Annotated in this window: 28 protein-coding genes; 25 read left to right on the plus strand and 3 right to left on the minus strand. The window is 29.0% G+C overall.

What is annotated here, in order from left to right:
* The first annotated feature begins 39 nt into the window (after positions 1–39).
* Together ABDZ93_RS09865 and ABDZ93_RS09870 are read left to right on the plus strand one after the other, a co-directional pair.
* Positions 40–1,659, plus strand: a complete 1,620-nt coding sequence (locus ABDZ93_RS09865) for a hypothetical protein (RefSeq protein WP_343825933.1) — start codon at positions 40–42, stop codon at positions 1,657–1,659.
* A gap of 110 nt (positions 1,660–1,769) precedes the next feature.
* Positions 1,770–1,937 (plus strand): hypothetical protein, encoded by a 168-nt coding sequence (locus ABDZ93_RS09870; RefSeq protein ID WP_343825935.1) that lies wholly within the window; start codon positions 1,770–1,772, stop codon positions 1,935–1,937.
* A gap of 46 nt (positions 1,938–1,983) precedes the next feature.
* Here the strand turns inward: ABDZ93_RS09870 and ABDZ93_RS09875 are convergent, their stop codons facing one another.
* Positions 1,984–2,598 (minus strand): 4Fe-4S dicluster domain-containing protein, encoded by a 615-nt coding sequence (locus ABDZ93_RS09875; RefSeq protein ID WP_343825937.1) that lies wholly within the window; start codon positions 2,596–2,598, stop codon positions 1,984–1,986.
* Between the two features lie 428 nt (positions 2,599–3,026).
* Between ABDZ93_RS09875 and ABDZ93_RS09880 the strand changes: the two genes are divergently transcribed.
* The 3 genes from ABDZ93_RS09880 to ABDZ93_RS09890 are packed head-to-tail and all read left to right on the plus strand — an operon-like array spanning position 3,027 to position 6,097.
* Positions 3,027–4,067, plus strand: a complete 1,041-nt coding sequence (locus ABDZ93_RS09880) for a M20/M25/M40 family metallo-hydrolase (RefSeq protein ID WP_343825939.1) — start codon at positions 3,027–3,029, stop codon at positions 4,065–4,067.
* Positions 4,058–5,086 carry a M42 family metallopeptidase gene (locus ABDZ93_RS09885; RefSeq protein ID WP_343825941.1) on the plus strand — a complete coding sequence of 343 codons (1,029 nt, stop codon included), beginning with the start codon at positions 4,058–4,060 and terminating at the stop codon, positions 5,084–5,086. Before ABDZ93_RS09880 ends, ABDZ93_RS09885 begins: the two co-directional genes overlap by 10 nt.
* A gap of 18 nt (positions 5,087–5,104) precedes the next feature.
* On the plus strand, positions 5,105–6,097 hold the full coding sequence (locus ABDZ93_RS09890; RefSeq protein ID WP_343825943.1) for a M42 family metallopeptidase: 993 nt from the start codon (positions 5,105–5,107) through the stop codon (positions 6,095–6,097).
* A 161-nt stretch (positions 6,098–6,258) separates the two neighbouring features.
* On the opposite strand, the gene ABDZ93_RS09895 is transcribed toward ABDZ93_RS09890, so the two are convergent.
* A complete protein-coding gene (locus ABDZ93_RS09895; protein WP_343825945.1) occupies positions 6,259–6,429 on the minus strand; it encodes an HTH domain-containing protein in 171 nt (56 codons plus the stop codon).
* A gap of 82 nt (positions 6,430–6,511) precedes the next feature.
* The gene (locus ABDZ93_RS09900; protein WP_343825947.1) at positions 6,512–7,309 is read right to left on the minus strand and encodes a nitrilase-related carbon-nitrogen hydrolase; all 798 of its coding nucleotides are present in this window, start codon (positions 7,307–7,309) and stop codon (positions 6,512–6,514) included.
* A gap of 314 nt (positions 7,310–7,623) precedes the next feature.
* Here ABDZ93_RS09900 and ABDZ93_RS09905 point away from each other — a divergent pair, with 314 nt between their 5' ends.
* The 20 genes from ABDZ93_RS09905 to ABDZ93_RS10000 all read left to right on the plus strand — a co-directional run bounded on the left by ABDZ93_RS09905 (position 7,624) and on the right by ABDZ93_RS10000 (position 26,490).
* Positions 7,624–8,424, plus strand: coding sequence for a YihY/virulence factor BrkB family protein (locus tag ABDZ93_RS09905; RefSeq protein WP_343825949.1), 801 nt, complete (start codon positions 7,624–7,626; stop codon positions 8,422–8,424).
* A 124-nt stretch (positions 8,425–8,548) separates the two neighbouring features.
* Positions 8,549–9,412, plus strand: a complete 864-nt coding sequence (galU, locus tag ABDZ93_RS09910) for a UTP--glucose-1-phosphate uridylyltransferase GalU (protein ID WP_343825952.1) — start codon at positions 8,549–8,551, stop codon at positions 9,410–9,412.
* A 244-nt stretch (positions 9,413–9,656) separates the two neighbouring features.
* A complete protein-coding gene (locus ABDZ93_RS09915; protein ID WP_343825954.1) occupies positions 9,657–11,696 on the plus strand; it encodes a PAS domain-containing sensor histidine kinase in 2,040 nt (679 codons plus the stop codon).
* A 152-nt stretch (positions 11,697–11,848) separates the two neighbouring features.
* Positions 11,849–12,190 carry a single-stranded DNA-binding protein gene (locus ABDZ93_RS09920; RefSeq protein WP_343825956.1) on the plus strand — a complete coding sequence of 114 codons (342 nt, stop codon included), beginning with the start codon at positions 11,849–11,851 and terminating at the stop codon, positions 12,188–12,190.
* A gap of 318 nt (positions 12,191–12,508) precedes the next feature.
* Positions 12,509–13,459 carry an AAA family ATPase gene (locus ABDZ93_RS09925; RefSeq protein ID WP_343825958.1) on the plus strand — a complete coding sequence of 317 codons (951 nt, stop codon included), beginning with the start codon at positions 12,509–12,511 and terminating at the stop codon, positions 13,457–13,459.
* Between the two features lie 9 nt (positions 13,460–13,468).
* A complete protein-coding gene (locus ABDZ93_RS09930; protein WP_343825960.1) occupies positions 13,469–14,596 on the plus strand; it encodes a DUF58 domain-containing protein in 1,128 nt (375 codons plus the stop codon).
* Complete coding sequence (locus ABDZ93_RS09935) at positions 14,596–15,867, plus strand: hypothetical protein (RefSeq protein WP_343825962.1); 1,272 nt, start codon at positions 14,596–14,598, stop codon at positions 15,865–15,867. The genes ABDZ93_RS09930 and ABDZ93_RS09935 overlap by 1 nt, the downstream gene beginning before the upstream one ends.
* Before the next feature lie 265 nt (positions 15,868–16,132).
* Entirely contained in the window at positions 16,133–16,480 is a 348-nt protein-coding gene (locus ABDZ93_RS09940) for a DUF6514 family protein (protein WP_343825964.1), read from the plus strand.
* Positions 16,481–16,683: 203 nt separating this feature from the next.
* On the plus strand, positions 16,684–17,058 hold the full coding sequence (acpS, locus tag ABDZ93_RS09945) for a holo-ACP synthase (RefSeq protein WP_343826984.1): 375 nt from the start codon (positions 16,684–16,686) through the stop codon (positions 17,056–17,058).
* Position 17,059: 1 nt separating this feature from the next.
* Entirely contained in the window at positions 17,060–17,962 is a 903-nt protein-coding gene (locus tag ABDZ93_RS09950; protein ID WP_343825967.1) for an NAD(P)H-hydrate dehydratase, read from the plus strand.
* Positions 17,963–18,061: 99 nt separating this feature from the next.
* Positions 18,062–18,682, plus strand: coding sequence for a germination lipoprotein GerS-related protein (locus ABDZ93_RS09955; protein WP_343825969.1), 621 nt, complete (start codon positions 18,062–18,064; stop codon positions 18,680–18,682).
* A gap of 84 nt (positions 18,683–18,766) precedes the next feature.
* Complete coding sequence (alr, locus tag ABDZ93_RS09960; protein WP_343825971.1) at positions 18,767–19,930, plus strand: alanine racemase; 1,164 nt, start codon at positions 18,767–18,769, stop codon at positions 19,928–19,930.
* 126 nt (positions 19,931–20,056) lie between these two features.
* On the plus strand, positions 20,057–20,320 hold the full coding sequence (locus tag ABDZ93_RS09965) for a CopG family transcriptional regulator (RefSeq protein ID WP_343825974.1): 264 nt from the start codon (positions 20,057–20,059) through the stop codon (positions 20,318–20,320).
* Between the two features lie 15 nt (positions 20,321–20,335).
* Positions 20,336–20,689: a type II toxin-antitoxin system PemK/MazF family toxin gene (locus ABDZ93_RS09970; RefSeq protein ID WP_343825976.1), complete on the plus strand. Its 354-nt coding sequence runs from the start codon at positions 20,336–20,338 to the stop codon at positions 20,687–20,689.
* Between the two features lie 406 nt (positions 20,690–21,095).
* Entirely contained in the window at positions 21,096–21,923 is an 828-nt protein-coding gene (locus tag ABDZ93_RS09975) for a transketolase (RefSeq protein WP_343825978.1), read from the plus strand.
* Entirely contained in the window at positions 21,923–22,861 is a 939-nt protein-coding gene (locus ABDZ93_RS09980) for a transketolase family protein (RefSeq protein WP_425544771.1), read from the plus strand. Before ABDZ93_RS09975 ends, ABDZ93_RS09980 begins: the two co-directional genes overlap by 1 nt.
* Positions 22,862–22,978: 117 nt before the next feature.
* Positions 22,979–23,356, plus strand: coding sequence for a hypothetical protein (locus ABDZ93_RS09985; protein ID WP_343825980.1), 378 nt, complete (start codon positions 22,979–22,981; stop codon positions 23,354–23,356).
* A 170-nt stretch (positions 23,357–23,526) separates the two neighbouring features.
* Complete coding sequence (ftsE, locus tag ABDZ93_RS09990; protein ID WP_343825982.1) at positions 23,527–24,213, plus strand: cell division ATP-binding protein FtsE; 687 nt, start codon at positions 23,527–23,529, stop codon at positions 24,211–24,213.
* The gene (gene ftsX / locus ABDZ93_RS09995; RefSeq protein WP_343825984.1) at positions 24,203–25,096 is read left to right on the plus strand and encodes a permease-like cell division protein FtsX; all 894 of its coding nucleotides are present in this window, start codon (positions 24,203–24,205) and stop codon (positions 25,094–25,096) included. The genes ftsE and ftsX overlap by 11 nt, the downstream gene beginning before the upstream one ends.
* A 164-nt stretch (positions 25,097–25,260) precedes the next feature.
* Positions 25,261–26,490 (plus strand): S41 family peptidase, encoded by a 1,230-nt coding sequence (locus ABDZ93_RS10000; RefSeq protein WP_343825986.1) that lies wholly within the window; start codon positions 25,261–25,263, stop codon positions 26,488–26,490.
* Positions 26,491–26,688: the final 198 nt, after the last annotated feature.

A 26,688-nucleotide genomic window follows, 5' to 3' on the forward strand; every position in this document is an offset into this window, starting at 1 on the left:
GAATAAGTTATTCAATTAATGTATTGGAGTTGAGTACTTATGAAAGAGGTAAATAAAACACTAGTAACTTCATTGTATAATAAAATTAACTTGTATATAGATATTGTAGAGATATTTGAAAACTTAAAGAAAGAATTTTTAAGGTATTTTAAATATGATAGCTCTATTACAGAATCTATGACAAAAGAATTCATTGGAGATTTTAATACATTTGTTATAGTAGAGGAAAAGGAAAGAGTTGAAAAAGTTTTTCATAAAATACATACTAGTGAAGAGCATGAGGTAAACTGTGATGCTTTAAGTAAAGAAGTAAATATAGATAAAGAATTTATAGCTAATATTTTAGACAGTATAGAAAAGAATATAAATTCTAAACTAAATGTATTTAAAAAGAAATGTGAGCTAGAGGTTTATACATTCCATATGAAATATAATGAGAAAGAAATATATAATGAACTAAATGACTATGTTTATGAAGATATAGAAGATGTATTAGATCGCCTTAAGTTAAAGATTTTTGATCTTAAAAAGGCTGTAATAGATGCTTTAGATGAAGAAATAAAGTCTTATCATAGATTTATTTGGAATACATTCAAAGAATTAATAATTGATCTAAAGAAAAAAGATACCCTAAATAAGGGTGAGATTGAAGATAAAATAATTATTAAAGAAGATGAGGTTTTAAATTTTCTAGACAATTTAAAAGAAAAGATAGAAATAGAAGTAAAGGAAGAATTTATAGAGGTACTACTTAACTTTATCAATGAAGCCTTTGAAGATGAGTTTAGTAAAAGAATAAAAATCTATAAAAAAGAGTTAAATAAATATTTAGCTAAAGAAATTAGTGAATCAAATTTAATTAGAAGAGGTTTAATAGAATATACAACTATTGATGATATCGCTATGGAAAATAGAGCCTATGCTATAGGATATAAGATGTTTTCTATAGAACATGACTATTTAAGTATGATGCTGAATATAAGTAAATTTAGCTTTGATGAAATGACCGATGAAATAAAACTTAGTATAAATACTATATTTTACAATGAATTTTTTAGGCTTATTTATTACATTAATAGTGAAGAAGAATTCTATACCATATGTAGAAGTTTCGAAGACAAGTTCAATTATATAACTTGTGAAATTATTAAATCTTCATTAAGGCGCATTAAAAATGATTACTATAACTCCATTATAGATATGCTTATGGACAATATAAAATCTATTAGTCATATGAATATATTTAAATCTATAGATAGCTATGTAGGAAACATAAAGATTTATAATCAAGGCTTAATCATGGATTTATATGATGAATGGAACAAAATATATGATAATTATAATAATTTAAAGAAGTACTGTATAGATACATCCAACATATTAATTTTAGATGAAAAAGACTTTTTAAAAGAGTATATTCATCTGAACTTTAAAGAAGATAGTATATTTAAATGTGAATATTACCGTGAGTTTAAGGAATTAGAGAGAAAAAAAGAAGAACTTTACAACAATATAGCTTTAATAAAAGAGAAACTATTAAAAGATCTTGAAGGTGATTTTACAACTTATTTTGATCATCTATTTCAAAGTATGGGAAAAAATTTAGAACATGTAAAGTCAGAAGAGAAGAATTATTATACGACAATTAATACTATATAACTTATAAGTACTTTTTAGATACTTTTAGGTATTAATAATTTTTTTCATTGCACTAGGTGGTATAATCAACAGAATATAAGGAATATTTTGAATTGAATGGAGATGGTATCATGTCAGTAGATTTATTTAAAAGAACTAATGCTAAGGATTCAGAGTTTAAGGGAATATGTGCTGATACAGAAAAGTATTCTTATAATCATTCTTTTAAAGCAAATATGATAGCTACTGGAGTTATTGTACTTTTAATTTTAGGGTTTATTTACTTACTTATTAGATAATAATATAGAAAGCCTAGAAAGGGTAGTACCTTTCTAGGCTTTTTTTTTAACCTTTTATATAGTTTAAGAGCTCATTAAAGCCTACTTTATTAACGGTAGTGGCAAAGGTATCCCCTTCAGATTTATGAGTATTATAGAAGGCTGAAAGCTTATCCATTACATTAGGAATTTCCTCTATGTTATAGAATTTAGGTAATATGCGTGGAGGACAAGATTCTTCTGCACTATTAATATATATAGTCAATCCAGTTTTCTCTGAAGATAGGGCTAAAAATGAACAGTTACCAATACAGTTTCCGCATCTTAAACACTTGTCTTCATGTAACACTAACTCTTTATTTATTTTTTCAAGAGCACCACTAGGGCAATATTTAGTACATCTTGTGCAAGCTATACATTCACGTTGATTTAAATCTACTTTTGTACCATTAATTATTCCTAGAGAGTCTTTATAAATTTCACTATACTTGTCTACTATATCTACTAGTATAGATAAATCGCTTTCATTATAACTTTCTGCAGGTGTAGGTAGTGTACTTCTTTTAAAAATAGATTCACAGTTCTCATATAAGAAGCCTTGAATTTTTCTTCTTAATTCTATTAAAGTTTCATCTAATTTTTCATCAAAGGCTTTAGTAATATCTTTAGTATAATTAGTCATAATCGTTTCTCCTTTTATAAAATATAATCCCTATAACATTTAAAATATGGTTTATTAATAAATAAAATTTATCCAAAGGTTTATTTATTAATAATAGAATATCAAAGTATATTATTGGGTTCAAGATTTACTATAATATAATTTAAGAGTATTTTTTACTTAAGGCATCTTCAAAAAATAAATAAGTCAGAATGCTCGTATATTTGACTTGTTATTTATTTTCAGATGCCTTAGTAGTATTGTTGTAAATACTTAACAGCTAAGGTATACTTTTATCATAAACAGATTTCTTAGCTTCTTTGAAGCTTAGAAATCGTTATCCAGGGACACAGCAGCTCTTTACACCCAATTTTGAAGAAGATGAGAGTATTAGAGCTGGTAGTCATCGGATAAATGTATTTTGTAATTAGAAGGGGAGGCTTATGATTATGGAGGATAAAGAATTACTTAAAAACCTTTGTATGTCTCATGGACCTAGTGGAAGAGAGCACTGGCTTGGAGACTATGTTGCAGAGGTGTTTTCAGAATTTGGACAAGTTACTAGGGATAATTTGAATAATACAATTATTCATAAGAAGGGGAAGGGCAAGGGCAAAATAATGCTTATGGCTCACCTAGATGAAGTGTTTATGATTATAACAGAGATAAAAGAAAATGGATTTTTAGCATTTAAAGGTAATGGCATTGATCCTAAGACTTTAGTTTCTAAGGAGGTTATAATCCATGGAAAAGAAATTATTCACGGTATTATAGGAATTAAGCCTCCTCACTTAATGAAGGAAGAAGATCGTAAAAAAGCTGTAACTATAGATTCTTTATTAATCGATACAGGCTATTCTAAGGAATCTTTAGAGAAGATAGTTAAACCAGGGGATTATGTTACTGTTAAAGGAAATTATAAAGAACTTTTAAATAATAATGTAAGTGTTAAAACCGTTGATGATAGAGGGGGAGTTGTAGCTTTATATAGATGTGCTAAGGAACTTAGAAATATAGACCATGATATGGATGTTTACTTTGTATGCTCTGCTCAAGAGGAAGTAGGACATAGAGGTGCCAAAACTGCTACTAATAGGATTAATCCAGATATAGGTATTGCTGTAGATGTTACCTTTGATTGTGGAATGTATGGCCTTGAACATGGAGATACTGAATTAGGTAAGGGTGGTGTAATCTGTATAGGACCTAATATTCATCCGAAGGTTAGAAAGCATCTTATGAAGGTTTGTAAAGAATATAATATTCCATTTCAATTAGAGGTGGAAGCTGGAAATACAGGTACTGATGCTTGGGATATCCAAGTAGCTGGAGAGGGTGTTGCTACACTTCTTATATCAATCCCTATAAAATACATGCATACTTCGGTGGAAACTGTAAATATGGATGATATAAAAAATACAGGATATATGATGGCAAAACTAATAGAAAGTATAAAGGGTGAAGAAGTGGAGGAATTAGTATGTTTTTAGATGAAATTCTTCAAAAGGATGGTCTTTTAGATAAACTAACTTCTTTAAGTGGTCCTTCAGGATTTGAGGGAGAAGTGAGGGGCTTTATTAAAGAGCAGGTTACCTCTTACGTGGATGAAATTTTTGTGGATAGAATGGGAAATATTATTGTTCATAAAAAGGGAAAAGGGAAAAAAGTAATAGTTGATGCTCATATGGATGAGGTAGGTTTTATTATAACCGGATACAATGATGATGGAAGCCTAAGATTTAGTGCTTTAGGAGGAATAAATGCAAAGATAATACCTTCTAAGACTGTACTTATAGGGCCTAATAAAATACCAGGCGTTATTGGAGCAAAACCAATTCACCTTCAAGGAGCAGAGGAGAGAGAAAAGGGTCTTAATTATAGTGATTGCTGCATTGATATAGGAGCTACTACTAGAAACCAAAGTGAAGATCTCATAGAGCTAGGTGAGTATGTAGTTTTTGATACAGAGTATGATGAATTTGGAGAAGGTCTTATAAAAGGAAAGGCCTTTGATGATAGAGTAGGATGTTTAGTGCTTATGGAGGCTCTAAAGGAAAAGTATGATGTAGATTTATATGGAGTTTTTGCAGTTCAAGAAGAGGTTGGAGAAAGAGGTGCCTTCATATCTTCTCTAAATTTAAAGGGTGATTTAGGAATTGCTTTAGAAGGAACTATATGTGCAGATATGCCAAGTGTTCCTAAACATCTAAGAGCCACTGAAGTTGGTAAGGGACCGGCTATATCAATAATGGATTTAACTAGTATATTTGATGTTGATGTGGCTGATGACATTATGGAAGTAGGAGATAATTTAAATATTCCATACCAAAGAAGAAAGGCTATAGCTGGAGGAAACGATGCAGCTACCTTCCATGGTACAGGATTTGGGGCAAAGATTGCTACTATTTCAATTCCATGCAGATATATTCACTCTTCAGTGTCAATAGCATCAAAGGAAGATATAAAAAATACAGTTAAATTACTAGTAGAATACTTAAAAACACTATAGATTTTGGAGGTATTAGTGATGAATAAATTATTTGAAGATTTGATAGGTGCTTTTGGAGTTAGTGGGCACGAAGGGGAAATTAGAAGTGTAATTGTTGAGCATTTAAATTTCTTAGAAGTAGAAAATAAAGTGGATAGCATGGGAAATGTTATAGCAGTTTTAGGTAAGAGCGATGGAGATGAAGAAAAGAAAGTTATGATTTCATCTAATATGGATACCATGGGATTTATAGTTATGTATATTGAAGATAATGGTTTCTTAAGAATTGGAAAAGTAGGAGAATTTGATGAATCCGCTTTTGTAAATAATATGGTGGAATTTGAAAACGGAAATTCAGGAAGAGTTTGTGGAACTAAAGATAGTCCTAAAATAGATGAAATGTATATAGATTTAGGAGTAGGAAGTAGAGAAGAAGCTTTAGAACTAGTGAGAGAAGGAGATGTATGTACTATTACATCTAATGTTATAGAGGAAGAAAAGAATATAATTGCACCAGCTTTAGATAATAGGGTAGGCTGTTATATGTCACTAAAAGCTATAGAGAAACTTATAGAAAATAAGGAGTCATTAGAAAAGTTAAATAAGGAAATATATTTTGTATTCTCAACCCAAAACACTTTAGGAGGAAGAGGAGCAAGAGCAGCTACCTATGAAATAAGTCCTATGTATGCTTTAGTTATAGATGGAGAAAAGGCTGGAGATACCTTAGGAGGAAGTGGAAAGTTTTCTTTAGGAAAGGGTACAGGAATAAAGTTTATGGATAGAACTTTATTAATGCATCATGAAGTGAAAGAACAATTAGAAAAGGTTTATGAGAAAATGGATAAAAAGCCACATTATATCTTTGGAGAAACTCAAGGGGATGGTAAAACAATTCACAAAGAAGGAATAGGGGTTAAGACTGGAACTTTAGTTTATCCTGTAAGATATAAGGATACAAATATGGAAATGGTTAATTATAAAGACATAGAAGAAGGAATAGAAGTTATTTATAATTACATTATAGAATAAATCAACTTCTTAAGAAATTAGATATTAAGATTTTAAAAGAAATAATTAAATATCTTAACGTAAATGCAGTTTTAAATAATGAGATATCAGAAATGTAAAAAGAGTATATCTAGAGCGTATTAAGATACTCAGGTATACTCTTTAAAATATTGGTTTATTAGTTATTTTGCAGCGTAATAGCATCTCTTTGGAGAATCTATTTTATCTTCTGCTTTAAGTGATTTTATAGCTTTATCTACTTCTTTTTTGTCAATACCAGCTTTTTCTGCAATTTCTCCAGCTTTTAATGGTTCAGGTGAATTTTTTAGTACTTCTAAAACTTTATCAATCATGTTTACACCTCTTTTAATAATTATAGTTGTTTAATAATATTTATTATATATTACCTAAATAAAAATATCAACAAATTGTATTCTATGCATTGTTTATTTTTAATTTATCGTAAAGGGATTCGCGCCTATCTTCCTTTACTTTAAAGGAAGTTCTAACTCTACTGACTAAGGATCTATTTATGTCTGTTACGAGAATGTCTTCCACACCTTCGTCTATGCTACATATAATTTTACCTAATGGATCTATAATTAAAGAATTTCCACTATATATTATATTATTACCAATACCAATTCTATTAACTCCAGCAATATAACATTGATTTTCGATGGCTCTACTTCTAAGTAAGGTTATCCAATGTTCTTTTCTAGATTCAGGCCAATTAGCAGCTACAGTAATTAAGTCACATTTCTTTGAAGCTATTTGAAAAACTTCAGGGAATCTTAAGTCGTAGCATATAAAAGGTGAAAGGGTTATGTCATCAATTTGTGCAAAACATATTTCATCTCCACCAGTATAGTACTTACTTTCATCACCATAAGAAAAAGGATGTATTTTAGAATAGTTACATAGAATATTTCCGTTAGAAGAAATAATTGCATAATTATTTCTTCCTTTTTTATCATTAGCAATGCCTTGAATATAACCTATTCCTGCATTAATGCAATACCTTTTGCATAAACTAGTAATGTAGGCAATAGTAGAAAAATCGAATTCTTTTAATTTTTCTATGTTCATTGTAAATCCAGTAAAGGAAAGTTCAGGGAACAAAAGTAAATCTATTTTTAAATCTTTAGCTTTTTTAAAAAATTCTTTGCTAGCTGATAAGTTAAATTGCTTATTTTCCCATAAGATATTATTTTGTACCAGTCCAATTTTCACAATATCACCCCTTATATTACTAATTATAATATATTTTAAAGTTATTATTCATAATAATCATAAGAAATTTATTATTTTATAAGGAAGTTAACACTAAATTTTATGAAGGGTGATTTATTTAATTATGTTAAGAAAGATGGTATAATTAATGGAAACTTAGTTTCAATAGTACGTCAATTTCTAATGGAGTTTATAGGGTCTTGACACTGTTTATATTCTGTCCTAATGAAGAGGGGAATATTACAATGGATGGACATTAGATCAATATAAAAGGTAGGGTATTGCCTATGAAAATAACTGAGTATATAGTAAAAATGGCATTAAGATATAAGAATCATCATATATCTTCATTAGCTTCACAGTTGGCTTTTGATATGCTATTTTCATTCTTCCCATTTTTAATTTTGTTATTAACTCTAGTTGGATTTATAAATGTAGATCCTGGTGAAGTTATTAGCGGTTTGCAAACCATAATGCCAGAAGAATTATATGAATTAGTATCTACTTTAGCACTACAATTACTACAAACTAGAAATGGAAATTTATTATCCTTTTCATTAATGTTTTCTCTTTATACTGCATCTAGAGCTTTTAGGGCTGTAAGATATGGACTAAATAGAGCATATAATGAAGACGAAGATAAAAATAAGATAAAAGTAGTTATATTATCTGTTCTATTTATGATAGTAATAACTTTTATGATAATATTTGTACTAGGATTTTTAGTATTTGGAGAGATGATAAGTCTAGAATTAGTTCAGTGGTTAGATCTTGATATTAAGCTATTTTATTTTATAAGATATTTAAGATATCCAATTGGTCTAGCTGGTATGATTGTTATATTTTCAGCGGTATATAAGCTTATACCATCAAGACGAATAAAATGGAGAGAGACTTTTCCAGGCGCTGTATTTACAAGTATTGTTTGGATAATTTTATCAATGGCATTTGCTTTTTATGTCAATAATTTTGGGAAATATACAGACATATATGGAAGCATTGGAGTAGTTATAGTTATGATGATATGGCTACAGATAACATCTACTACAATTTTATTAGGTGGAGAATTAAATGCATTATTAATGTATGATAGAGAGCATAATTTTAACTTATAGGAAATTCATGTTGAATATTGAAACTTATAAGATATATTAGTTTAAGTATTTGTCATATTGTGTTAAGATAATAGCGTGGATTAACATAAAATAAACGGTATTAATAGTTATGGAGGGGTATGAGATGAAGGTTAGAAAGGCTATAATTCCAGCTGCAGGTTTAGGGACTAGATTCTTACCAGCTACAAAGGCCGTACCTAAAGAAATGATTCCTATTGTAGATAGACCTACGATAGAGTATATAGTAGAAGAAGCGGTGGCTTCAGGTATAGAAGAGATACTTATAATAACAGGTAGGAATAAGAAAGCTATAGAAGATCATTTTGATAGAGCTGTAGAGCTAGAAATGAATCTTGAGAGAGATGGAAAGGTGGAACTTTTAGAGTTAGTAGATAAGTCTACTAATATGGCTAACATCCATTATATTAGGCAAAAGAATCCAAAGGGGTTAGGGCATGCTATAAGTTGTGCTAAAGCTTTTGTTGGAGATGAACCCTTTGCAGTTATGCTAGGGGATGACATAGTAGACAGTGAAATTCCTTGTTTAAAGCAATTAATGGATGCTTATGATGAGCACGGTACTTCAATTTTAGGAGTTCAAGAAGTAGCGATAGAAAATGTAAATAAATATGGAATTGTAAAGGGCAATAAAATTAATGATAGAGAGTATGTAGTTGAAGATTTAGTGGAAAAGCCAAAAGTTGAAGAAGCTCCATCTAATGTGGCTATTTTGGGTAGATATATTATAACACCTGAAATATTTGACATATTGGAAGATACTAGGCCAGGAAAAGGCAATGAAATACAATTAACTGATGGTTTAAAAACACTTATGGAAAAGCAAAGTATGCACGCTTATATTTTTGAAGGTAGAAGATACGATGTAGGGGATAAATTAGGATTTTTAGAAGCTACAGTAGAATTTGCTTTAAAAAGACAAGAGTTACAAGATGACTTTAAAAATTTTTTGAGAAAAAAAGTTATTTAAACGCATATATAATTTAATAATGGATAATAAAAACTGGTATATAATTCCAAAGTATATACCGGTTTTTATATTGTATATGAAATTTTGTTATTTTTACTCAGAAGATGTACAGAGATTTATTCTCATTAACGTGTCAAGAAAAAAATGTAGAATAATAGTAGAAAAATGTAGTAAAAAAAGTATTAATTTTAGTGTAAAATGATTAAGTGGTACATTGAGTAACGTTAAAATTGGAGGATAAATAATGGAGTTTAAAAATACGGAAGATTTGGAGTTTTACAACAACATTTCAGAACCTATTATAGCTATAGATAGTAATAATAAAATTAAATACTGCAATGAAGGAGCGATAGAATTTCTAGGAGTTCAAAGTATAGGTTTAATTGAAGGATTAGACATAAATACAATGATAAAATTTTCTACATTGAAGAGTGGTGTCTTTAATGTAAAGGATTTTATAAAAAATGATAGAAGCGAGAGAATTCGAGCAAATATAGACACAAAGATATATAAAGAAATAGAAATAGAATTAGTTTTTAGAAGCATAAAGGTTGGTAAGGATGAAGGCACCATAATGTTGTTGAAAAGCATAGCAAGTAATAATCTCCATTTTAAATCAGAAGATATTAATAAAGATAGTAATGAGTTGGAGGAACATGAAGAGTTCAAATATATTGTAGTAGACAAAGATGAGGATGAGGACTTCATATCAACAAAAGAAATAGATTTAAATATAAGTTTTTATAAAGCTATTTTTGCTAAAAGCACTACTGGAATTGTAATAGAAAAAGAAAATAGAATTAGTTATATAAATAGGGTTGCTATGGATATAATTGGACATTCTAAAGATAGTACATTTTTAGGTAAAAGCATTTTTGAAATAATTAAATTAGATTCTATAGAATATAATGATGAATTTTTGAAAAAGCAGTATTCTAAATACAATTCTAGTTTAAACATAGTAGAAAGAAAGTTTATTAGAGAAGATGGTAGCATTGTGTATTGTGAAGTTACACCAATGTGTTTTGGAAATGATAATGATATATATTCTATATTTTTACTTAGAGATATAACAAGAAGAATAAAAGTGGAGGAAGCTGTAATAAAGAATAGGGATAACTATGTGGAGTTACTTAAGCTTTTGCCTTTTGGTATGGCTATATATTCTGATGGTAATCTTGAGATAGGTAATGAAGCTTTGGTTAATATTTTAGGACTCAATGATATAGATGAATTAAATAATTTATCCTATATGGATATAGTAGATGAAGAATATAAAGATGTAGTTAAAGAAATGTATTTTGATGCTCAATTTAGAGGGAAATCTACAGAATTTAAGGAAGTTAAAATAAGTAAGGAATATGGAGAACTAGTAGATGTGGAGATTGCAAGTTTAGGAATAAACTTTAGTTATGGAAGATCTGTAGTATTTTTAATTCAAGAAGTTACAGAGCGTAAAAAGGCGCAATTAAATAAAGTTAAATTGGAACAAGCTATAAAATATGATAAGTTAAAAACTGAATTTATATCTAATATGTCTCACGAATTAAAAACACCGTTAAATATAATATTAAGTACTGTACAAGTATTACAGTATAATTATAAAGATAAAAATGATGAACAATTAGATAGATACCTAGATTTAATGAAAGTAAATAGCTATAGATTACTAAGATTAATAAACAACTTAATAGATGTTACTAGAATTGATGTAGGTAACTTAAAAATGAATTTTGGAAATTATGATATAGTAGCTATAGTGGAGGATATAACTATGGCTGCAGTAGAGTATGTTGAAAGTAAGGGTATGACTTTAATATTCGATACTGATATTGAAGAAAAAATTATTGGAATTGATAGAGAAAATATAGAAAGAATAGTATTAAACCTACTATCTAATGCAGTTAAATTTTCTAAGGATGATGGAACTATTATGGTATCTATTCATGATTTAGGGGACAAGGTTCAGATTTCAGTAAAGGATAATGGCATAGGAATACCAGAAGAGCTTCAAGAAAAGATTTTTGATAGATTTGTACAAGGTGAGGATCTATTTACTAGATCTCACGAGGGCAGTGGCATCGGATTGTCCCTAGTAAAATCTATAGTTGAAAATCATGGTGGAAAGACATATGTAAAAAGTGTTGTTAATGGAGGAAGTGAATTCATTGTAGAACTACCTAACATACTTTCTAAAAATCAATTTTGCTCAACAAACCTTTATCATGCTGATAAATATAATTTAGAAAGAATAAAAATAGAATTTTCAGATATATATAAATAAATATAATAAAAATGCTATTGGAATAGTGATTTCAATAGTATTTTTATTATACTTATATTAATAGAATATTTTAGATATTTTTTATAATATGTTTAAAAAATATATTCATGGGTAAAATTACAAAAAATGATATGTTTTTTTGGAGGTATATGATGAATAGAATAGTTTTAGTTGGTAGATTGACACGAGACCCTGAAATTAAAGTTTTTGAAGATAGTAGTAAGGTTTTTACTAGATTGGTTTTGGCTGTAGATAGACCTTATAAAACTGCATCAGGAGAAAAACATGTAGATTTCATTCCAGTAGTATTAAGAGGAAAGAAAGCAGAAATTGTTAATGAATATCTAATTAAAGGAAGTGTTATTAGTGTAACTGGTAGACTTCAAAGTAGGCATTATGAAAGTGAAGATGGACAGAAAAAGTACATATCAGAAGTTATAGCAGATGAATTTCAGTTTATGAATACTAGGAAGCCTAAAGAAGAAATTGGTTAAATCTACATGACTTAATTTGTTATTTTAGTAAATCGCATATATGTGTATGACAATCTAAACAATATTTTTAATCATTAAAAGCTTATTCTATTGTAATATTATAATAGAATAAGCTTTTTTTAATTATTTAATAATAAATTAAAAAATTATTTAAGTAACAAAAAGTATTGATTTAGTATATTGAAAATATTTGGATAATAGCCATATTAAGAGTATAATAAATTCATAGGGCAAAACTTTAATCTTATTATAATCATGACATCCATTAATAAAATATAGATTAAAGCTAAGTAAAATATAAGGGTAGAGGGGATTATTATGGATCTTGAAAAATTTAAAGTGTTTAGAGAGAAAACAATGCAAAACATATCTAAAGTTATAATTGGTAAGGAGCATATAATTGATAAAATAATAGTATCATTTATAACTTCTGGTCACGTATTACTAGAAGATGTTCCAGGACTTGGAAAAACTAAATTGTGCAAAACATTGTCAAAAACTATGAATTGTAGCTTTAAAAGAATTCAATTTACACCAGATTTATTACCTTCGGACTTAACAGGAATATATTTTTATAATCAACAATTAAAGGCGTTTGAATTTAGAGAAGGACCTCTTCTAAGTCAAATTGTTTTAGCTGACGAAATAAATAGAGCTACGCCAAGAACACAATCTGCCTTACTTGAGTGCATGGAAGAGAGACAGATAACTGTAGAAGGAAATACTATAAAGTTAAAGAGACCATTTTTTGTTATAGCAACTCAAAATCCAGTAGAACAATTTGGTACTTTCCCGTTACCAGAAGCTCAATTAGATAGATTTTTCATGAGATTATCTATGGGGTATCCAAGCTATGATGATGAAATGAAAATGATGGATAGGTTCATAGGGGAAGATCCGTTAGAATCATTAGAACCTGCTATAACTATGGAAGAAATAAAATATGTGCAAGAGAATTATAATGAAGTTCATGTTAGTGATGAAATAAGAAGATACATAGTGGATTTAGTTAATGCTACTAGAACTAACAGTGAAATAGAATTAGGATGTAGTCCTAGAGCCACATTAAATCTTATGAAAGGTTGTCAAGCATTAGCTGCTATTAGAGAAAGAGATTATGTAATTCTTGAAGATGTAAAAGAACTTGCAATACCTGTAATGAGTCATAGAATTATTTTGAAAAGTGAAATAAATAGTGGTAGTGAGAAGAGCGAAAGAGTTATACAAAGCATTCTTGCTACTATAGAAACTCCAATAGATAGACAGTAGAGGTGCGTTATGATACTTCAAATATTTTTTCTTGCAGCAATTGTAATTATACTCGTAAATATAATGGATTTGCTTACTGAAAAAGGGTATGAAAATTTAAAGGTGTACAGAGAAATAAAACCAGATAGGGTAACTGTCGGAGAAGAATTTACAATAACTATGAAGGTAGAAAATAATAAAAGAATGTCAGTTCTATTTTTGGTAGTTGAAGAAAGAATACCTGTTGAATTAAGGTTTCTTGGTGAAGTTTCTACTTATAAATATGGAAATGATAATTGGCATATTTGCAAGTATGTAATGGGTAAGTTTCAAAGAAAAAGTAGAACCTATACTTTAGTAGGAGATAAAAGGGGAGCTTATACAATAAAGTGCATGAATATTTTTATTGGAGATGTGCTTGGACTAAATATTAAAAGTAGAGAGCAGAATAATTATGTAGAAGTTTTAATTTATCCTAAGGTGAAATCCATCGGAAGCTTTAGATTTGATGTTACAAATTTTTTAGGAGACAATACAGTAAGGAGATGGATACATAAGGATCCGCTTTATATAAAAGGAATAAGAGAATATAATGTTGAAGATAGAATGAAGGATATTCATTGGAAATCTTCTTTAAAGGCGGATAGACTTATGGTTAAAGACTATGATTATACATCAGAACAGCAGATGGTTATAATTCTTAATACACAGTGTGGAGATCCTTGTTGTAATTATATAGATGAAGAACTTATAGAAACATCTATAGATATTGCAGTTGCATTAGCTGCGAAAGCTTCTAAGGAAAGCATTCCAACAGGCATTTGGAGTAATGCACATTTAATTTACTGTAATGAAAATTCAGTAAATGAAATTGAGCCAAAAGTAGGAAGTTTTAATAGGATATTAGAGTTTTGTACTAGAATATATCTAGCTGTAAAATATGAGCTTAATGAATACTTAAAGAGTAGAATGCATTATTTTGATAAAAACTGCACATATGTATTAATTACTTCTTATTTAAATGAGAAAGATAGGAGAATTTTAAATATTCTAGTTGCAAATGGTTATAAAATAAAGGTTATAGATGTATCTAGGGATAATAGCATTAAAAGTATTAAGGGAATTGATAAAATTTCATATAAGGGGGAGATGAAGTAATGAGTTGGTCTGAACAAGTTAGACTTTATTACGATATAACATTTAGTATGCTAACATCTATTGTTTGGATGATAGTAACAGCTCTTATATTTTCTAAGGATATGAAATTTTCTATATTTATTTTAATAATGATATCTATATTAACTAGTAAGTACTTGTTAAAAAAAGGTAAGAAGGTAGAGGTTTGTATTGCAATATCTTTAATCCCAGCTATTGTTTATGAAATATTTAGTCAAGAAATATTAATTGCCATTTTAGATATAATATTTATAGCATTAATTAGTGCTATTTTACTTAGAGAAATTAATGAAAATATAAACTATGATAGATATAAAAATATCCTTATAAAGGGAATTTCCGTTATCTTTATAGCATCAATTATTTGTAGTATATTTAAGTCTCATTATGCAGAGGTTGTATTTAGAGGGACAATTATATATCTTATATTGGTAGTTATAACTATGAGGGAGACTATGGGATATTGCTATAATATTAAAAGTTCAAAAGCTAATAAAGTTATAAATATATCTCTGATTTCCTTAGCTTTATTAACTACACAGGAATTTATCTATGATATATTTTTAAAAATAACTAAGACTTTATATGAAGGTTTTGAATTTATAACTGGATTAATAATAGATATAATAATAAAAATTATAGAAAATCCTATGATTTGGATTATTAATGCTTTAAAAAAATTATTTGCTGAAAGGCATGGATCTTTAGAAGATATATTTGGAAAATTAGATGTAGGTAGTGAAAGTTCAAAACAAATCAAAGAAGTTAATATTGAAATGGTAAAAGCAAGTCCGGTATTTATATTTATAATGAATACTATAGTAACAATAATATTAATATTAATTGTAATTAGTATTATAAAAAGAATAGTAAAAGGAACTAATATCAATAGAGATAGTGGTTATACTGAAATAGTTGAAGATATTGATCAATTGGATCCTGGTTATAAAAAAGTTATAAATAAAATTAAAAAGATATTTAGGAAGAAGGGGACGCCTAGAGAAGAAGTTTTATATAAGTATAGTGAGTTTGTAGAAGTTGCTAATAAAAAGGAGGTTTTTAAGACATATATGACTCCAAGGCAACTGGGTAATGTTGTTAAAATAAAAGTGGATAACTGTGAAGAAGTTGATGAAGTTACTAATATGTATAATGAAGCAAAGTTTTCTACACATGTTATAAACAAGTCTTATGAACAAAAAGTGGAAAAGTATGTGGATAACATTAAGAAAAACATTAAATATTGGGAGTAAAAATAAATCTACAATAAAAGACAAGAAAACTCACAGAATATTAACATTTTATCCACTGATATATTAACAGTCACAAATAAGTTTATATAACTGTAAGGAATAAGTAATTTTGTGAAATAAGGTGTAAATTTTAAGGGGTAAGATAATATTGTTGCCTACAAGAATTTACACATTATTTTTTTATATAGTGATACAATTTCTTTAGGCAATAAAATGTTGTAATTTTGTTGCTATAAATAGTTTTACATTATTTGGGGGTGCTTTTATGATAATTGAGACATTAAAATCTAACATGGAATGTGAAGAAAATACTATAGAATACACTTATAATTTAATTCAATCAGAATTAGAGGTTCATATGGATGGTGAAAGAAGGGTTATAGATGTATATGGTGTAGAAATAGAAAGTGAAGTGAAAAATAAAGGCAAACATGTAAAGCAATACAAAGAACATGTACAATGCATAACTCCTAATAGATATAAGGGGAGTGAGCTTCTGGGGTTATTAAAAAATAATGTGGTATCACCAATACATCTTATAGATATTATAGAAGAATATATAGAGGCATATTATGCTGATTTTGACGAAGTTGTACAAGCAATAGCAAATTAATTATAACTATTATTATTTATATAAGTAGTTTATATAGTTAAACTTAATTAATAAAATAATTGAAAATATTATTATCGAATATGTTTATGTATATATAAGTTATAGTTGATATTAATCTGATTATTTATTAAAATTAAAGATGTAAAAAAATGTTTATAATTAAATTATAAGCATATAAAATTTTAAGGTTTGGAGGTGAGATGGTGATAGTAGGAGTTGGAGTAGATATAGTTGAGATAAGACGTATAAAAGATATATTAGAAACAAGTGATAAATTTTTAGAAAAAATATTTACAACTAAAGAAATACAATACTTGAAAACTAGGAATTTGAGACCGGAATATGTAGCAGGTAGGTTTGCTGCAAAGGAAGCAGTTTCAAAAGCACTAGGAACAGGATTCAGAGGATTCAACTTCAGAGACATAATAGTAGAGAGTACTACTCTTGGTAAACCTACAGTCACATTAGAAGGAGAGGCAAAAAATATTGCCAATAAGAATGGGAGTACAACTATTCATCTGAGTATTTCTCATGGATGTGATAGTGCTATTGCCTATGCTGTTTTGGAGGTCGTTTAATATGGTAAATCCTTTTGATAAATTAAGAAGTAATAGGCTAGGGTTTATAGGATTTAAGCATAGGGCCATACAAGTCGATAAGGAAATGATACAAAATACATTAAAAGCTAGAGATGATGATGCATATAAGGGAGATTATGGACAAGCGCTTATAATAGCCGGATCTATGGGGTTTTCTGGTGCTGCATATATTGCTGCTCAAAGTGCAGTAAGAAGTGGTGCTGGGTTAGTGACCCTTTGTGTGCCAAAAGATATACAGGAGATAATGAGCATAAAGTTAAATGAAGCTATGACAATCAATTTTGAACAAAGTGAAAAAATAGGAAATATTATGGTTAAGTCTAGTTGTATTGCTATTGGACCAGGAATGGGGAATACCAAGTTAACTTTTAACATAGTGAAAAGTATGATTGAAAATGCAGAATGTCCTATTGTAATTGATGCTGATGGACTAAATGTACTACAGGAAAAACTTGAATTACTTCATAGCAAAAACAATAGTATTATACTAACACCTCATTATGGAGAGATGGCAAGGTTAACAGGTTTATCCGTCGATGAAATAAAAGAAAATAGGGTAGAAGTAGCAAGAAGTTTTGCCTATGAGTATGATGTGATAGTTTTATTAAAAGACCATAGAACCATAATAACTGATGGGACACAGGTTTTTGAGAATACTGCAGGAAATAGTGCTATGGCATCAGGTGGAATGGGAGATGCCTTAACAGGAATTATAACTTCATTTATTGCTCAGGGATATGGAGCTCTAGAAGCTACATGCATTGCGGCATTTATACATGGGTATTGTGGTGACAGATTAGCAGAGAATATGTTCTGTGTCAATGCTACTCATATTATAGAAGAATTACCTTTTGGAATAAAAGAAATTATGGATAGTAATTGATACATAGAAACGACTGTTGATCATAATAAAATAAATATGGTTATAGAAAGGATAAAACTATAATAAACATATAGTGTAATAAGTTAATTGGAGGAATTTATGAAGAAAAAACTAATTTATGCACTAGTTATTATTATAGGAATATGCTTGTCCATTATAATAACCTTATTGATGAAAGGAAAATCGGAGGCTTTAGATGAGTATAATGCAATTGATACCTTGAAAGAGATTAAAGCTTATAAGAGTGATATAACTATAGAGGTTATAAATGATAGAGAAACTAATAAATATGAAGGGTTTCAAACTTATAAAAAGGATATAGGATATAAACTAGATTTAAAGGATAAGAGGTCATTTACTTTTAAGGGCGATGAAATACTTGTTAAAGATAACGATAATACAAAAGAATATACCTTAGATAAAGGATTTGACGAAGTATTTAAATATGGATTCATTGGTGAATATATAGGATTAATATACACTAATGAAGAGCTGGAATTTAAAACGGAAACAATAAATAATAGCGAATACTTTGTAATAACAACATTAATCCCTGGAAGTAATGATAACATTTGCAAGGGTAGCTTATATTATGATATTAAAAATAATCTACCAAAGAATATAATAATCTATGATAACAAAGGGAGAGAAAGAATTATATATACTTATGAAAGCTTTAACTGGACTGATAAGGTTGAAGATGTGGAGTTAGATTTATAACAATGATACAAAACAGTAAGAGCGAATCTAGTATTTACTATGAGTAAGTTCTTGACAACTGGAAAGGTGATCAAGGTGAGTAGTATGGAAGAAAAAATAAGACCCTCCTGGGCAGAAGTAGATTTAGATGCTTTAAGGAATAATGTTAGGGAAGTAAAGAGGGTTTCAGAGGGAAAAGAAATAATTGCCACAATAAAAGCAGATGGATATGGACATGGAGCCATAGACATATATAAGGCTATAATGGATGAAGGTATAAATAGATTTGCAGTAGCCGTTATTACAGAAGCTATAGAACTAAGAAAAGCTGGTGTAGATATTCCTATTATTATACTGGGATTTACGCCAAAGGAATTTTATGATGAGGTCATTGATTTAGAAATAGAACAAACTATATATAATTATGAAGATGCTAAAATACTTTCAGACATGGCTATGGAGAAGAATAACATAGCTAAAATTCACATAGCTATAGATACAGGTATGGGCAGGATTGGATTTTTAACAACAAGGGAGCAGGCTAGAGAAGTACATAGGATAACTAAGTTAAAAGGCGTAAGAATTGTAGGAATATTTACTCATTTTGCAACTGCTGATGAGGAAGATAAAACTTATGCTAATTTTCAAATTGAAAAGTTTAATGAATTTAATAAATATCTTGAAGAATTAGGTGTAAATATACCATTTAAACATGTAAGTAATAGTGCTGCTATAATAGATTTTCCTGATTTACCATATGGTGGAGTTAGAGCTGGTATTATGCTTTACGGATATTATCCTTCTAATTATGTGAATAAAAATAATGTAAGTTTAATACCTGTTATGTCGTTAAAGTGTAAAATTGTTCATTTGAAAAAAATACAGGAAGGTGATTATGTGAGTTATGGTAGATTGTATAGAGCGCCTGCAGAACGAATAATTGGAACTCTTCCTATAGGATATGCAGATGGCATTTCAAGAGCTTTAACAGGAAAGGCTAAAGTAATTGTAAATGGTAAAGTAGTACCTATGGTAGGTCGTATTTGTATGGATCAATGTATGATAGATGTAACAGATGTACTAGATGTAAAAGTTGGGGATGAAGTTATATTAATTGGAAAAGATAATATAGGTAATGTTATAACAGCAGATGATATAGCGGAAGTTTTAGGTACTGTTAATTATGAAATAATTTGTGATATAAGTAAGAGAGTTCCAAGAGTATATACAAAAAGTGGTAAAAATTTTACTGTAAGAAACTATGTATAGTAAAAACTATAAAAAAATGTTGTAAAAAGTAGAAATTAAGGATATTTTCTTTGACATAATAACAATTGATGATTTATAATTAAGTTGTACATATAGTTGTTATTTAAATTGGAGGTAATGAAATCCATGGGTAGCTCAAAGAAATTTATTCTGAATTTTGGTAGTAGTTTTTGCGGAAATTTTAATGATATAGATAAAAAACAATTTATAACAAGTAGTAAATTAATTGTGGATTATGGAATAGTATATAGTGAAGGCTATAATAGTAATAGCTATATAGAAAAAATGAAACAAGGATATTTAGCTATGAGAGAATTAAATTTAGAATTATCAGAATATGGCTTTGAGAGTTATATTAATGACTTAAGTGAATATGAAGCTAGCCTTTAGGAGTGTGAATGCCTAATGACAATTGTTATAAAGAGAGGCGATATATTTTATGCTGATTTAAGTCCAGTTGTTGGATCGGAGCAGGGGGGAATAAGACCTGTAATAATTATACAAAATGATGTGGGAAATAGATACAGTCCAACTGTGATAGTTTCAGCTATAACCTCTCAGATAAATAAGGCAAAACTTCCAACTCATGTAGAAATTTCTTCTGAAGAATATGGATTAAATAAAGACTCGGTAGTTTTGCTAGAGCAAGTCAGAACTTTAGACAAAAGAAGATTAAAAGAAAAGATAGGTCATATGACCGATGAAGATATGATTAAAGTTGACGTTGCTCTAAAAATTAGTTTAGATTTAAAAATATAATATTAAGGGGCTGTTTCAAAATATACTAAATCTTAAATGGATGTTGAGTATGCACTAGCAATAATATATCAGTGTAGCTTAACACTTTGTAAAGGTTAGTGAACTATTTTGAAATAGCTCCTTTTAGATTAAATAGTAATATGAACAAGAAAGTGTATGAAGGATTTATTACTTTCATAAACACGGTAGTATGGTGGTATTTAATTGAAGTGTAAGGGAAATAATATATTAATAAATATTTATTAATATATTATTTTAGATATGTGAATATAAAATATGTGAAAACAATTATTGAACAGTTATTATAATGAAATGTGTGAGTAAAAGGAAAATTTCAACTAAATAGTTGAGAATAAATAAATTATTGATATAATGAGTTTAGAAGAAAGTCAGGGAGGGATAAGCAATGGAAAAGTCATTAGAAGCATTAGAGAATATAGCGAAAGTTTTAAGAAAAGATATTATAAAGATGGTAACAGAGTCAGCATCTGGGCACCCAGGTGGTTCACTATCAGCTGTAGAAATCGTTACTACATTATACTTTAATGAAATGAATATAAATGTAGAAGATCATAAGAATCCTAATAGAGATAGATTTGTATTATCAAAAGGTCATGCAGCACCAGTTTTATATGCAGCTCTTGCAGAGAAAGGTTTCTTCAATAAAGAAGAGCTTATGAAGTTAAGAAAAACAGGAGCAATGCTACAAGGTCATCCAAACATGAATTACATACCAGGGGTAGATATGTCTACAGGTTCATTAGGTCAAGGAGTTTCAGCTGCAGTAGGTATGGCATTAACAGGAAAGCTTGATAATAGTTCATATAGGGTGTATACATTATTAGGAGATGGAGAGCTTGAGGAAGGTCAAGTTTGGGAAGCAGCTATGTGTGCAGCTCATTATAAACTAGATAATCTAACAGCATTTGTCGATTATAATGGACTTCAAATAGATGGAGATATTGATAAGGTTATGAATCCTAATCCTATAGCTGATAAGTTTGTAGCATTTGGATGGAACGTGATTTATTTAGAAGATGGTCATGATTTAGTTAAGATAAAAGATGCTATAGAAGCTGGAAAAGAAGTAAAAGATAAGCCTACAATGATAGTTTGTAAAACAATTAAAGGAAAAGGTGTATCTTTTATGGAGAATCAAGCAAGTTGGCATGGTTCAGCTCCAAGCAAAGAGCAGTGTGAAATGGCATTAAAAGAGATTGGGGGAGAAGAATAATGAAGAGTGTTGCAACTAGAGAAGCCTATGGAAAAGCATTGGCAAGGATAGGTAAAGAAAATGAAAATATAGTAGTTCTTGATGCAGACTTATCTAAGTCTACTAAAACTGCTGATTTTAAAGCTGTATGCCCAGATAGATTTATTAATATGGGAATTGCTGAAGGGAATATGATGACTGTAGCAGCAGGAATGGCAGCTTGTGGGAAAATACCTTTTGCATCTACTTTTGCTATATTTGCAACAGGAAGAGCTTTTGAACAAATAAGAAATTCTATATGCTACCCTAAATTAAATGTAAAGGTATGTGCTACTCATGCTGGTTTAACAGTAGGAGAAGATGGTGCTTCTCACCAATCTGTAGAAGATATTTCATTAATGAGAAGTATACCTAATATGATAGTAATTAGTCCAAGTGATGGAATTGAGGCTGAAGCAGCCATAGAAGCTATAACAAAATATGAAGGCCCTTGCTATGTAAGACTTGGTAGAAGTGCAGTACCTATAATAAATGATAACGAAGATTATAAGTTTGAAATAGGTAAAGGAATAACTTTAAGAGATGGGAAAGATGCTACTATAGTTGCAACTGGTATTATGGTAGAGGCAGCATTAGAAGCTTATAATATTTTGGCTGAAGAAGGTATAAGAGTTAGAGTTATTAACATACATACAATAAAGCCTATAGATGAAGAATTAATAACAAAAGCTGCAAGAGAAACAAATCTTATAGTTACAGCAGAAGAGCATAGTGTTATAGGTGGCCTTGGTTCAGCAGTGGCAGAGGTAGTAACTACAAATTGCCCAGCTACAGTTTTAAGAGTTGGAATAAAGGATACTTTTGGTGAAAGTGGTAAGCCAGCAGAACTATTAAAAGCTTATGGATTAACTGCAGAAGACATAGTTAAAGCAGTTAAAACAGGAATTAGTATGAAATAAGACAATAAAATTCTATAGGGAAGAAATCTAAGATTATCTTAGGTTTCTTTTTTTTATAACCTATGATATAATTTATAAATAATTTGAAAATTCTATTTACTAAGGAGAGCGTTATGGATGAAACAAGATGTTAAAGGATATATGAGTGATGTATTATTTTGTTTTAAATTGTCTTTAAAATTAGTCATTATACCCGTAGTCTTGGGTATAGTTATTAGTTGTATATATCAATTAATTAAAGGTCAAGCTATAGAGCTTTCACTAATACTTATAGCAATAAGAAATATAGGAATTGTATTTTCTTGTGGGGGGTTATTTGTATCAGCATTAGGATTTTTGCAACCTACAAAGTTGTTGAGACCTTTAAGTTATGAAAAAACTTGGAGACAGTATCTTGATAAATTTGGTTTGGTAGGAACTATATTCTGTACTTCTGCATTTTTAGTATCATATTTTTTGATATATGATATATTAGTTTACAATTTATATGTGTAGTTAAAATACATAAAGAAGCAGGAGTGGAAAAATATTTATATGTTTCCACTCTTTTTTATGAGAAGAAATAATAATTAATTATTTTTTAACTTATGTAGGACTTGCATTTTAAATTTTTGTGTTATAATATACACAGATAAAAAGTAAAAAGTCGAGGAGAGTTAATAATTATGATAGATTTTAAAAATGTTACTAAGGTTTATAATAACAATGTACTAGCTTTATCTAATCTTAACGTACATATTGACCAAGGTGAATTTGTTTTCTTAGTAGGCCCAAGTGGAGCAGGAAAATCTACCTTTATAAAGATGTTATTAAAAGAAGTCAATCCAACAGCAGGTTCAGTTATAGTTGCAGGATCAGACCTAACAAAGTTAACAAGGAAAGAAATACCTTATTATAGAAGAAAAATTGGAGTAGTATTTCAAGATTTTAGATTGATACAAACTTTAAACGTATTTGAAAATGTAGCTTTTGCACTAAGAGTTATAGGATCAAGCGAAAAGGATATACAAAAGAAAGTTCCAGCGGTGCTATCTATGGTAGGATTATCAAAAAAGAGAGATGCTTTCCCTACGGAATTATCAGGTGGAGAACAGCAAAGAGTATCTATAGCTAGAGCTATAGTAAATAGTCCATCATTATTAATTGCTGATGAACCAACAGGAAACTTAGACCCTGAAACTTCATTAGAAATTATGGATATTTTAAGCGATATAAGTAGAGCTGGAACTACCATTGTAATGGCAACTCATGCAAGAGACATAGTTGACTCCATGAAAAAGAGAGTTATAGCTATTGAGAAGGGTGTTATTGCAAGAGACGAGGAAAGGGGGAAATACGGTTATGAAATTTGATTCTCTTAAATATTCATTTATGGAAGCGCTTAAAAGTATAAAAAGAAATAAAACTTTAAGTATAGCATCTATAGCTACAGTAACAGCTACCCTTTTTATATTAGGTGCTATAACACTAGGGGTAGCTAATGTAGATAAAGCAATTACTAAATTAGGCTCTATGGTTGAGGTAAAAATTTACTTAAACGAAGGTATAAGTGATAATAATAAAAATGCTATAGAGAATAAAATTAAAGCAGTAGAAGGTATTAATACTATAACCTTTCAAAGTAAGGAAGATGCTTTAAAGGATTTAAGGGAACAATTAAATGATAAATCTGGTGAATTAACTTCTGGATTTGAGGATAAAAATCCATTACCAGCTTCATTTACGGTAAATGTTAAAGAACCACTAGTGGTAGATAAAGTTGTAAGTAGTATCAAAGGTATGGATGGTATTGAGGAAATAAAAGATGCGAGATCGTTAATTGCAAAAATTTCTAAGCTTACAGATTCAGTTAAAATAGTTGCTGCTGTAGCATTTGTAATTTTTATTATGATATCTTTATTCTTAATAGGAAATACTATAAAGATTACAGTGTTTACAAGAAAAAAAGAAATCGGAATAATGAAGTATGTAGGAGCTACTGATTGGTTCATTAGATGGCCATTTATAATAGAAGGTATAATCCTAGGAATAGTTGGAGCTTGTATATCAGTAGTAATATTAAGTTTGATATATACTATGGTGGTTAGTAATTTTACTGCTGATACCATGTTTGGATTTAGTTTAGTAGAAATTTCATATATATGGAAAGTAGTTGTTTGGGAATTCCTGGGATGTGGAATTTTTATAGGAGCAATTGGAAGTATAATGTCCATGAGAAAGTTCTTAAAAGTTTAAATTATAAAGAACAAATAAGACTAAGAATTTATTTCTTAGTCTTATTTGTGTATAATATAATATATTGGTGATAGAAAGGAATAATAAAATAATTTAGATTTCATAGTATTATTATTGGGGATAAAAAGTAATAATAAATATATGAGAATGAGAGGGTGATTTTTATGGATAAAAAGAAAAGTAAGTGGAAAAAAGTAACGGGCATAGTGGCTCTTTTGATAGTCACAAATTTAATAACATTAGGATTATCTAACTATATATCTTTTAAGTTACCAGATGGTAGAGTTTTAGTTAGTAGAAAAACATATGAAAATATAGTGGACTTTGAAAAGTTATATACCATAAAAGATAAGTTAGATAAGTATTATTTGGGCGAAATTGACATTAATAAGCTTATAGATGGAGCTGCAGCGGGAATGACAGAAGCTGTAGGAGATCCATATACAACATATATGAACGCAGAAGAGTTTAAGGACTTTTACTCCCAAACTGAAGGAAATTATGTTGGATTAGGAATACAGGTAGGTGTTAAGGAAGATAAGATAGTTGTAGTTGCTACCTTTGAAAATTCACCAGCGGAAAAGGTGGGAATACTTTCAGGAGATATAATTGAAAGTGTAAATGGAACAAAGGTTGAAGGAAAAGACTTGGAAAAAGCAGTTACAACTATGAAAGGTAAAAAAGGAGAAGCTGTAGAACTTACTTTATCTAGAGAAAATAAAGGCTCTTTTGATGTTAAAGCTATAAGAGATGAAATAGAAATGATAACTGTAAAAAAAGAAATGATAGACAGTCAGGTTGGATATATTCAGGTTACTATGTTTGATGAAAATACATCTAGCAATTTTGAGAATGCTATCAAAGATCTAAAATCAAAAGGAATGAAGAGTTTAATAGTAGACTTAAGAGAAAATCCAGGTGGATTATTAGATCAAACTGTAAATATGTGTTCACAATTTATTCCTAAGAATAAGAATATAGTTTATACAGAAGACAAGAATGGAAATAGGAAGGATTATAACTCTGTAGGTGGAATTGCTGAAGGATTACCACTTACTATATTAATAGATGAGGGTAGCGCAAGTGCTTCAGAAATATTTACAGGCGCTATAAAAGATTATAAGCTTGGAACTTTAGTAGGTACTAAGACTTTTGGTAAAGGTGTTGTTCAAACAACTTTCTATAGGGATAGAGATGGTTTTAGTGATGGGACAGCATTAAAGGTTACTATTTCTAAATATTACACTCCAAATGGGCAGAATATCCATGGTATAGGAATAGAACCGGATGTTTTAGTGGAGTATCCAGAAGAATTAAGAGGAAAAACCTATGATAAATCAGTAGACCCTCAATTTCAAAAGGCTTTAGAAGTAGCAAAAGAAAAGATTAAGTAAATAGGATATAGGGTATTATAATAGAGATGAATATTTTTATTATAATAAATATTAATTTAAAATAAGTTAACATATAGAAAAAGTTAATAAAACTAATTTTATAGTTTGAAGTAGATAAATAATTAAGTATCTATTATAATAGGTAGATACTTAATTTTCCTTATGTATATCTACTTTTGTTACATAATGAAAAGGAGA

The sequence above is a fragment of the Clostridium subterminale genome, from assembly GCF_039521425.1.
GTDB lineage: Bacteria > Bacillota > Clostridia > Clostridiales > Clostridiaceae > Clostridium_J > Clostridium_J subterminale.

Excerpts from the sequence above, each read along its gene's own strand:
- ABDZ93_RS09865 (WP_343825933.1), top strand. The coding sequence starts at position 40 with ATGAAAGAGGTAAATAAAACACTAGTAACTTCATTGTATAATAAAATT.
- ABDZ93_RS09870 (WP_343825935.1), top strand. The coding sequence starts at position 1,770 with ATGTCAGTAGATTTATTTAAAAGAACTAATGCTAAGGATTCAGAGTTT.
- ABDZ93_RS09875 (WP_343825937.1), bottom strand. The coding sequence starts at position 2,598 with ATGACTAATTATACTAAAGATATTACTAAAGCCTTTGATGAAAAATTA.
- ABDZ93_RS09880 (WP_343825939.1), top strand. The coding sequence starts at position 3,027 with ATGGAGGATAAAGAATTACTTAAAAACCTTTGTATGTCTCATGGACCT.
- ABDZ93_RS09885 (WP_343825941.1), top strand. The coding sequence starts at position 4,058 with ATGTTTTTAGATGAAATTCTTCAAAAGGATGGTCTTTTAGATAAACTA.
- ABDZ93_RS09890 (WP_343825943.1), top strand. The coding sequence starts at position 5,105 with ATGAATAAATTATTTGAAGATTTGATAGGTGCTTTTGGAGTTAGTGGG.
- ABDZ93_RS09895 (WP_343825945.1), bottom strand. The coding sequence starts at position 6,429 with ATGATTGATAAAGTTTTAGAAGTACTAAAAAATTCACCTGAACCATTA.
- ABDZ93_RS09905 (WP_343825949.1), top strand. The coding sequence starts at position 7,624 with ATGGCATTAAGATATAAGAATCATCATATATCTTCATTAGCTTCACAG.
- galU (WP_343825952.1), top strand. The coding sequence starts at position 8,549 with ATGAAGGTTAGAAAGGCTATAATTCCAGCTGCAGGTTTAGGGACTAGA.
- ABDZ93_RS09915 (WP_343825954.1), top strand. The coding sequence starts at position 9,657 with ATGGAGTTTAAAAATACGGAAGATTTGGAGTTTTACAACAACATTTCA.
- ABDZ93_RS09920 (WP_343825956.1), top strand. The coding sequence starts at position 11,849 with ATGAATAGAATAGTTTTAGTTGGTAGATTGACACGAGACCCTGAAATT.
- ABDZ93_RS09925 (WP_343825958.1), top strand. The coding sequence starts at position 12,509 with ATGGATCTTGAAAAATTTAAAGTGTTTAGAGAGAAAACAATGCAAAAC.
- ABDZ93_RS09930 (WP_343825960.1), top strand. The coding sequence starts at position 13,469 with ATGATACTTCAAATATTTTTTCTTGCAGCAATTGTAATTATACTCGTA.
- ABDZ93_RS09935 (WP_343825962.1), top strand. The coding sequence starts at position 14,596 with ATGAGTTGGTCTGAACAAGTTAGACTTTATTACGATATAACATTTAGT.
- ABDZ93_RS09940 (WP_343825964.1), top strand. The coding sequence starts at position 16,133 with ATGATAATTGAGACATTAAAATCTAACATGGAATGTGAAGAAAATACT.
- ABDZ93_RS09950 (WP_343825967.1), top strand. The coding sequence starts at position 17,060 with ATGGTAAATCCTTTTGATAAATTAAGAAGTAATAGGCTAGGGTTTATA.
- ABDZ93_RS09955 (WP_343825969.1), top strand. The coding sequence starts at position 18,062 with ATGAAGAAAAAACTAATTTATGCACTAGTTATTATTATAGGAATATGC.
- alr (WP_343825971.1), top strand. The coding sequence starts at position 18,767 with ATGGAAGAAAAAATAAGACCCTCCTGGGCAGAAGTAGATTTAGATGCT.
- ABDZ93_RS09965 (WP_343825974.1), top strand. The coding sequence starts at position 20,057 with ATGGGTAGCTCAAAGAAATTTATTCTGAATTTTGGTAGTAGTTTTTGC.
- ABDZ93_RS09970 (WP_343825976.1), top strand. The coding sequence starts at position 20,336 with ATGACAATTGTTATAAAGAGAGGCGATATATTTTATGCTGATTTAAGT.
- ABDZ93_RS09975 (WP_343825978.1), top strand. The coding sequence starts at position 21,096 with ATGGAAAAGTCATTAGAAGCATTAGAGAATATAGCGAAAGTTTTAAGA.
- ABDZ93_RS09980 (WP_425544771.1), top strand. The coding sequence starts at position 21,923 with ATGAAGAGTGTTGCAACTAGAGAAGCCTATGGAAAAGCATTGGCAAGG.
- ABDZ93_RS09985 (WP_343825980.1), top strand. The coding sequence starts at position 22,979 with ATGAAACAAGATGTTAAAGGATATATGAGTGATGTATTATTTTGTTTT.
- ftsE (WP_343825982.1), top strand. The coding sequence starts at position 23,527 with ATGATAGATTTTAAAAATGTTACTAAGGTTTATAATAACAATGTACTA.
- ftsX (WP_343825984.1), top strand. The coding sequence starts at position 24,203 with ATGAAATTTGATTCTCTTAAATATTCATTTATGGAAGCGCTTAAAAGT.
- ABDZ93_RS10000 (WP_343825986.1), top strand. The coding sequence starts at position 25,261 with ATGGATAAAAAGAAAAGTAAGTGGAAAAAAGTAACGGGCATAGTGGCT.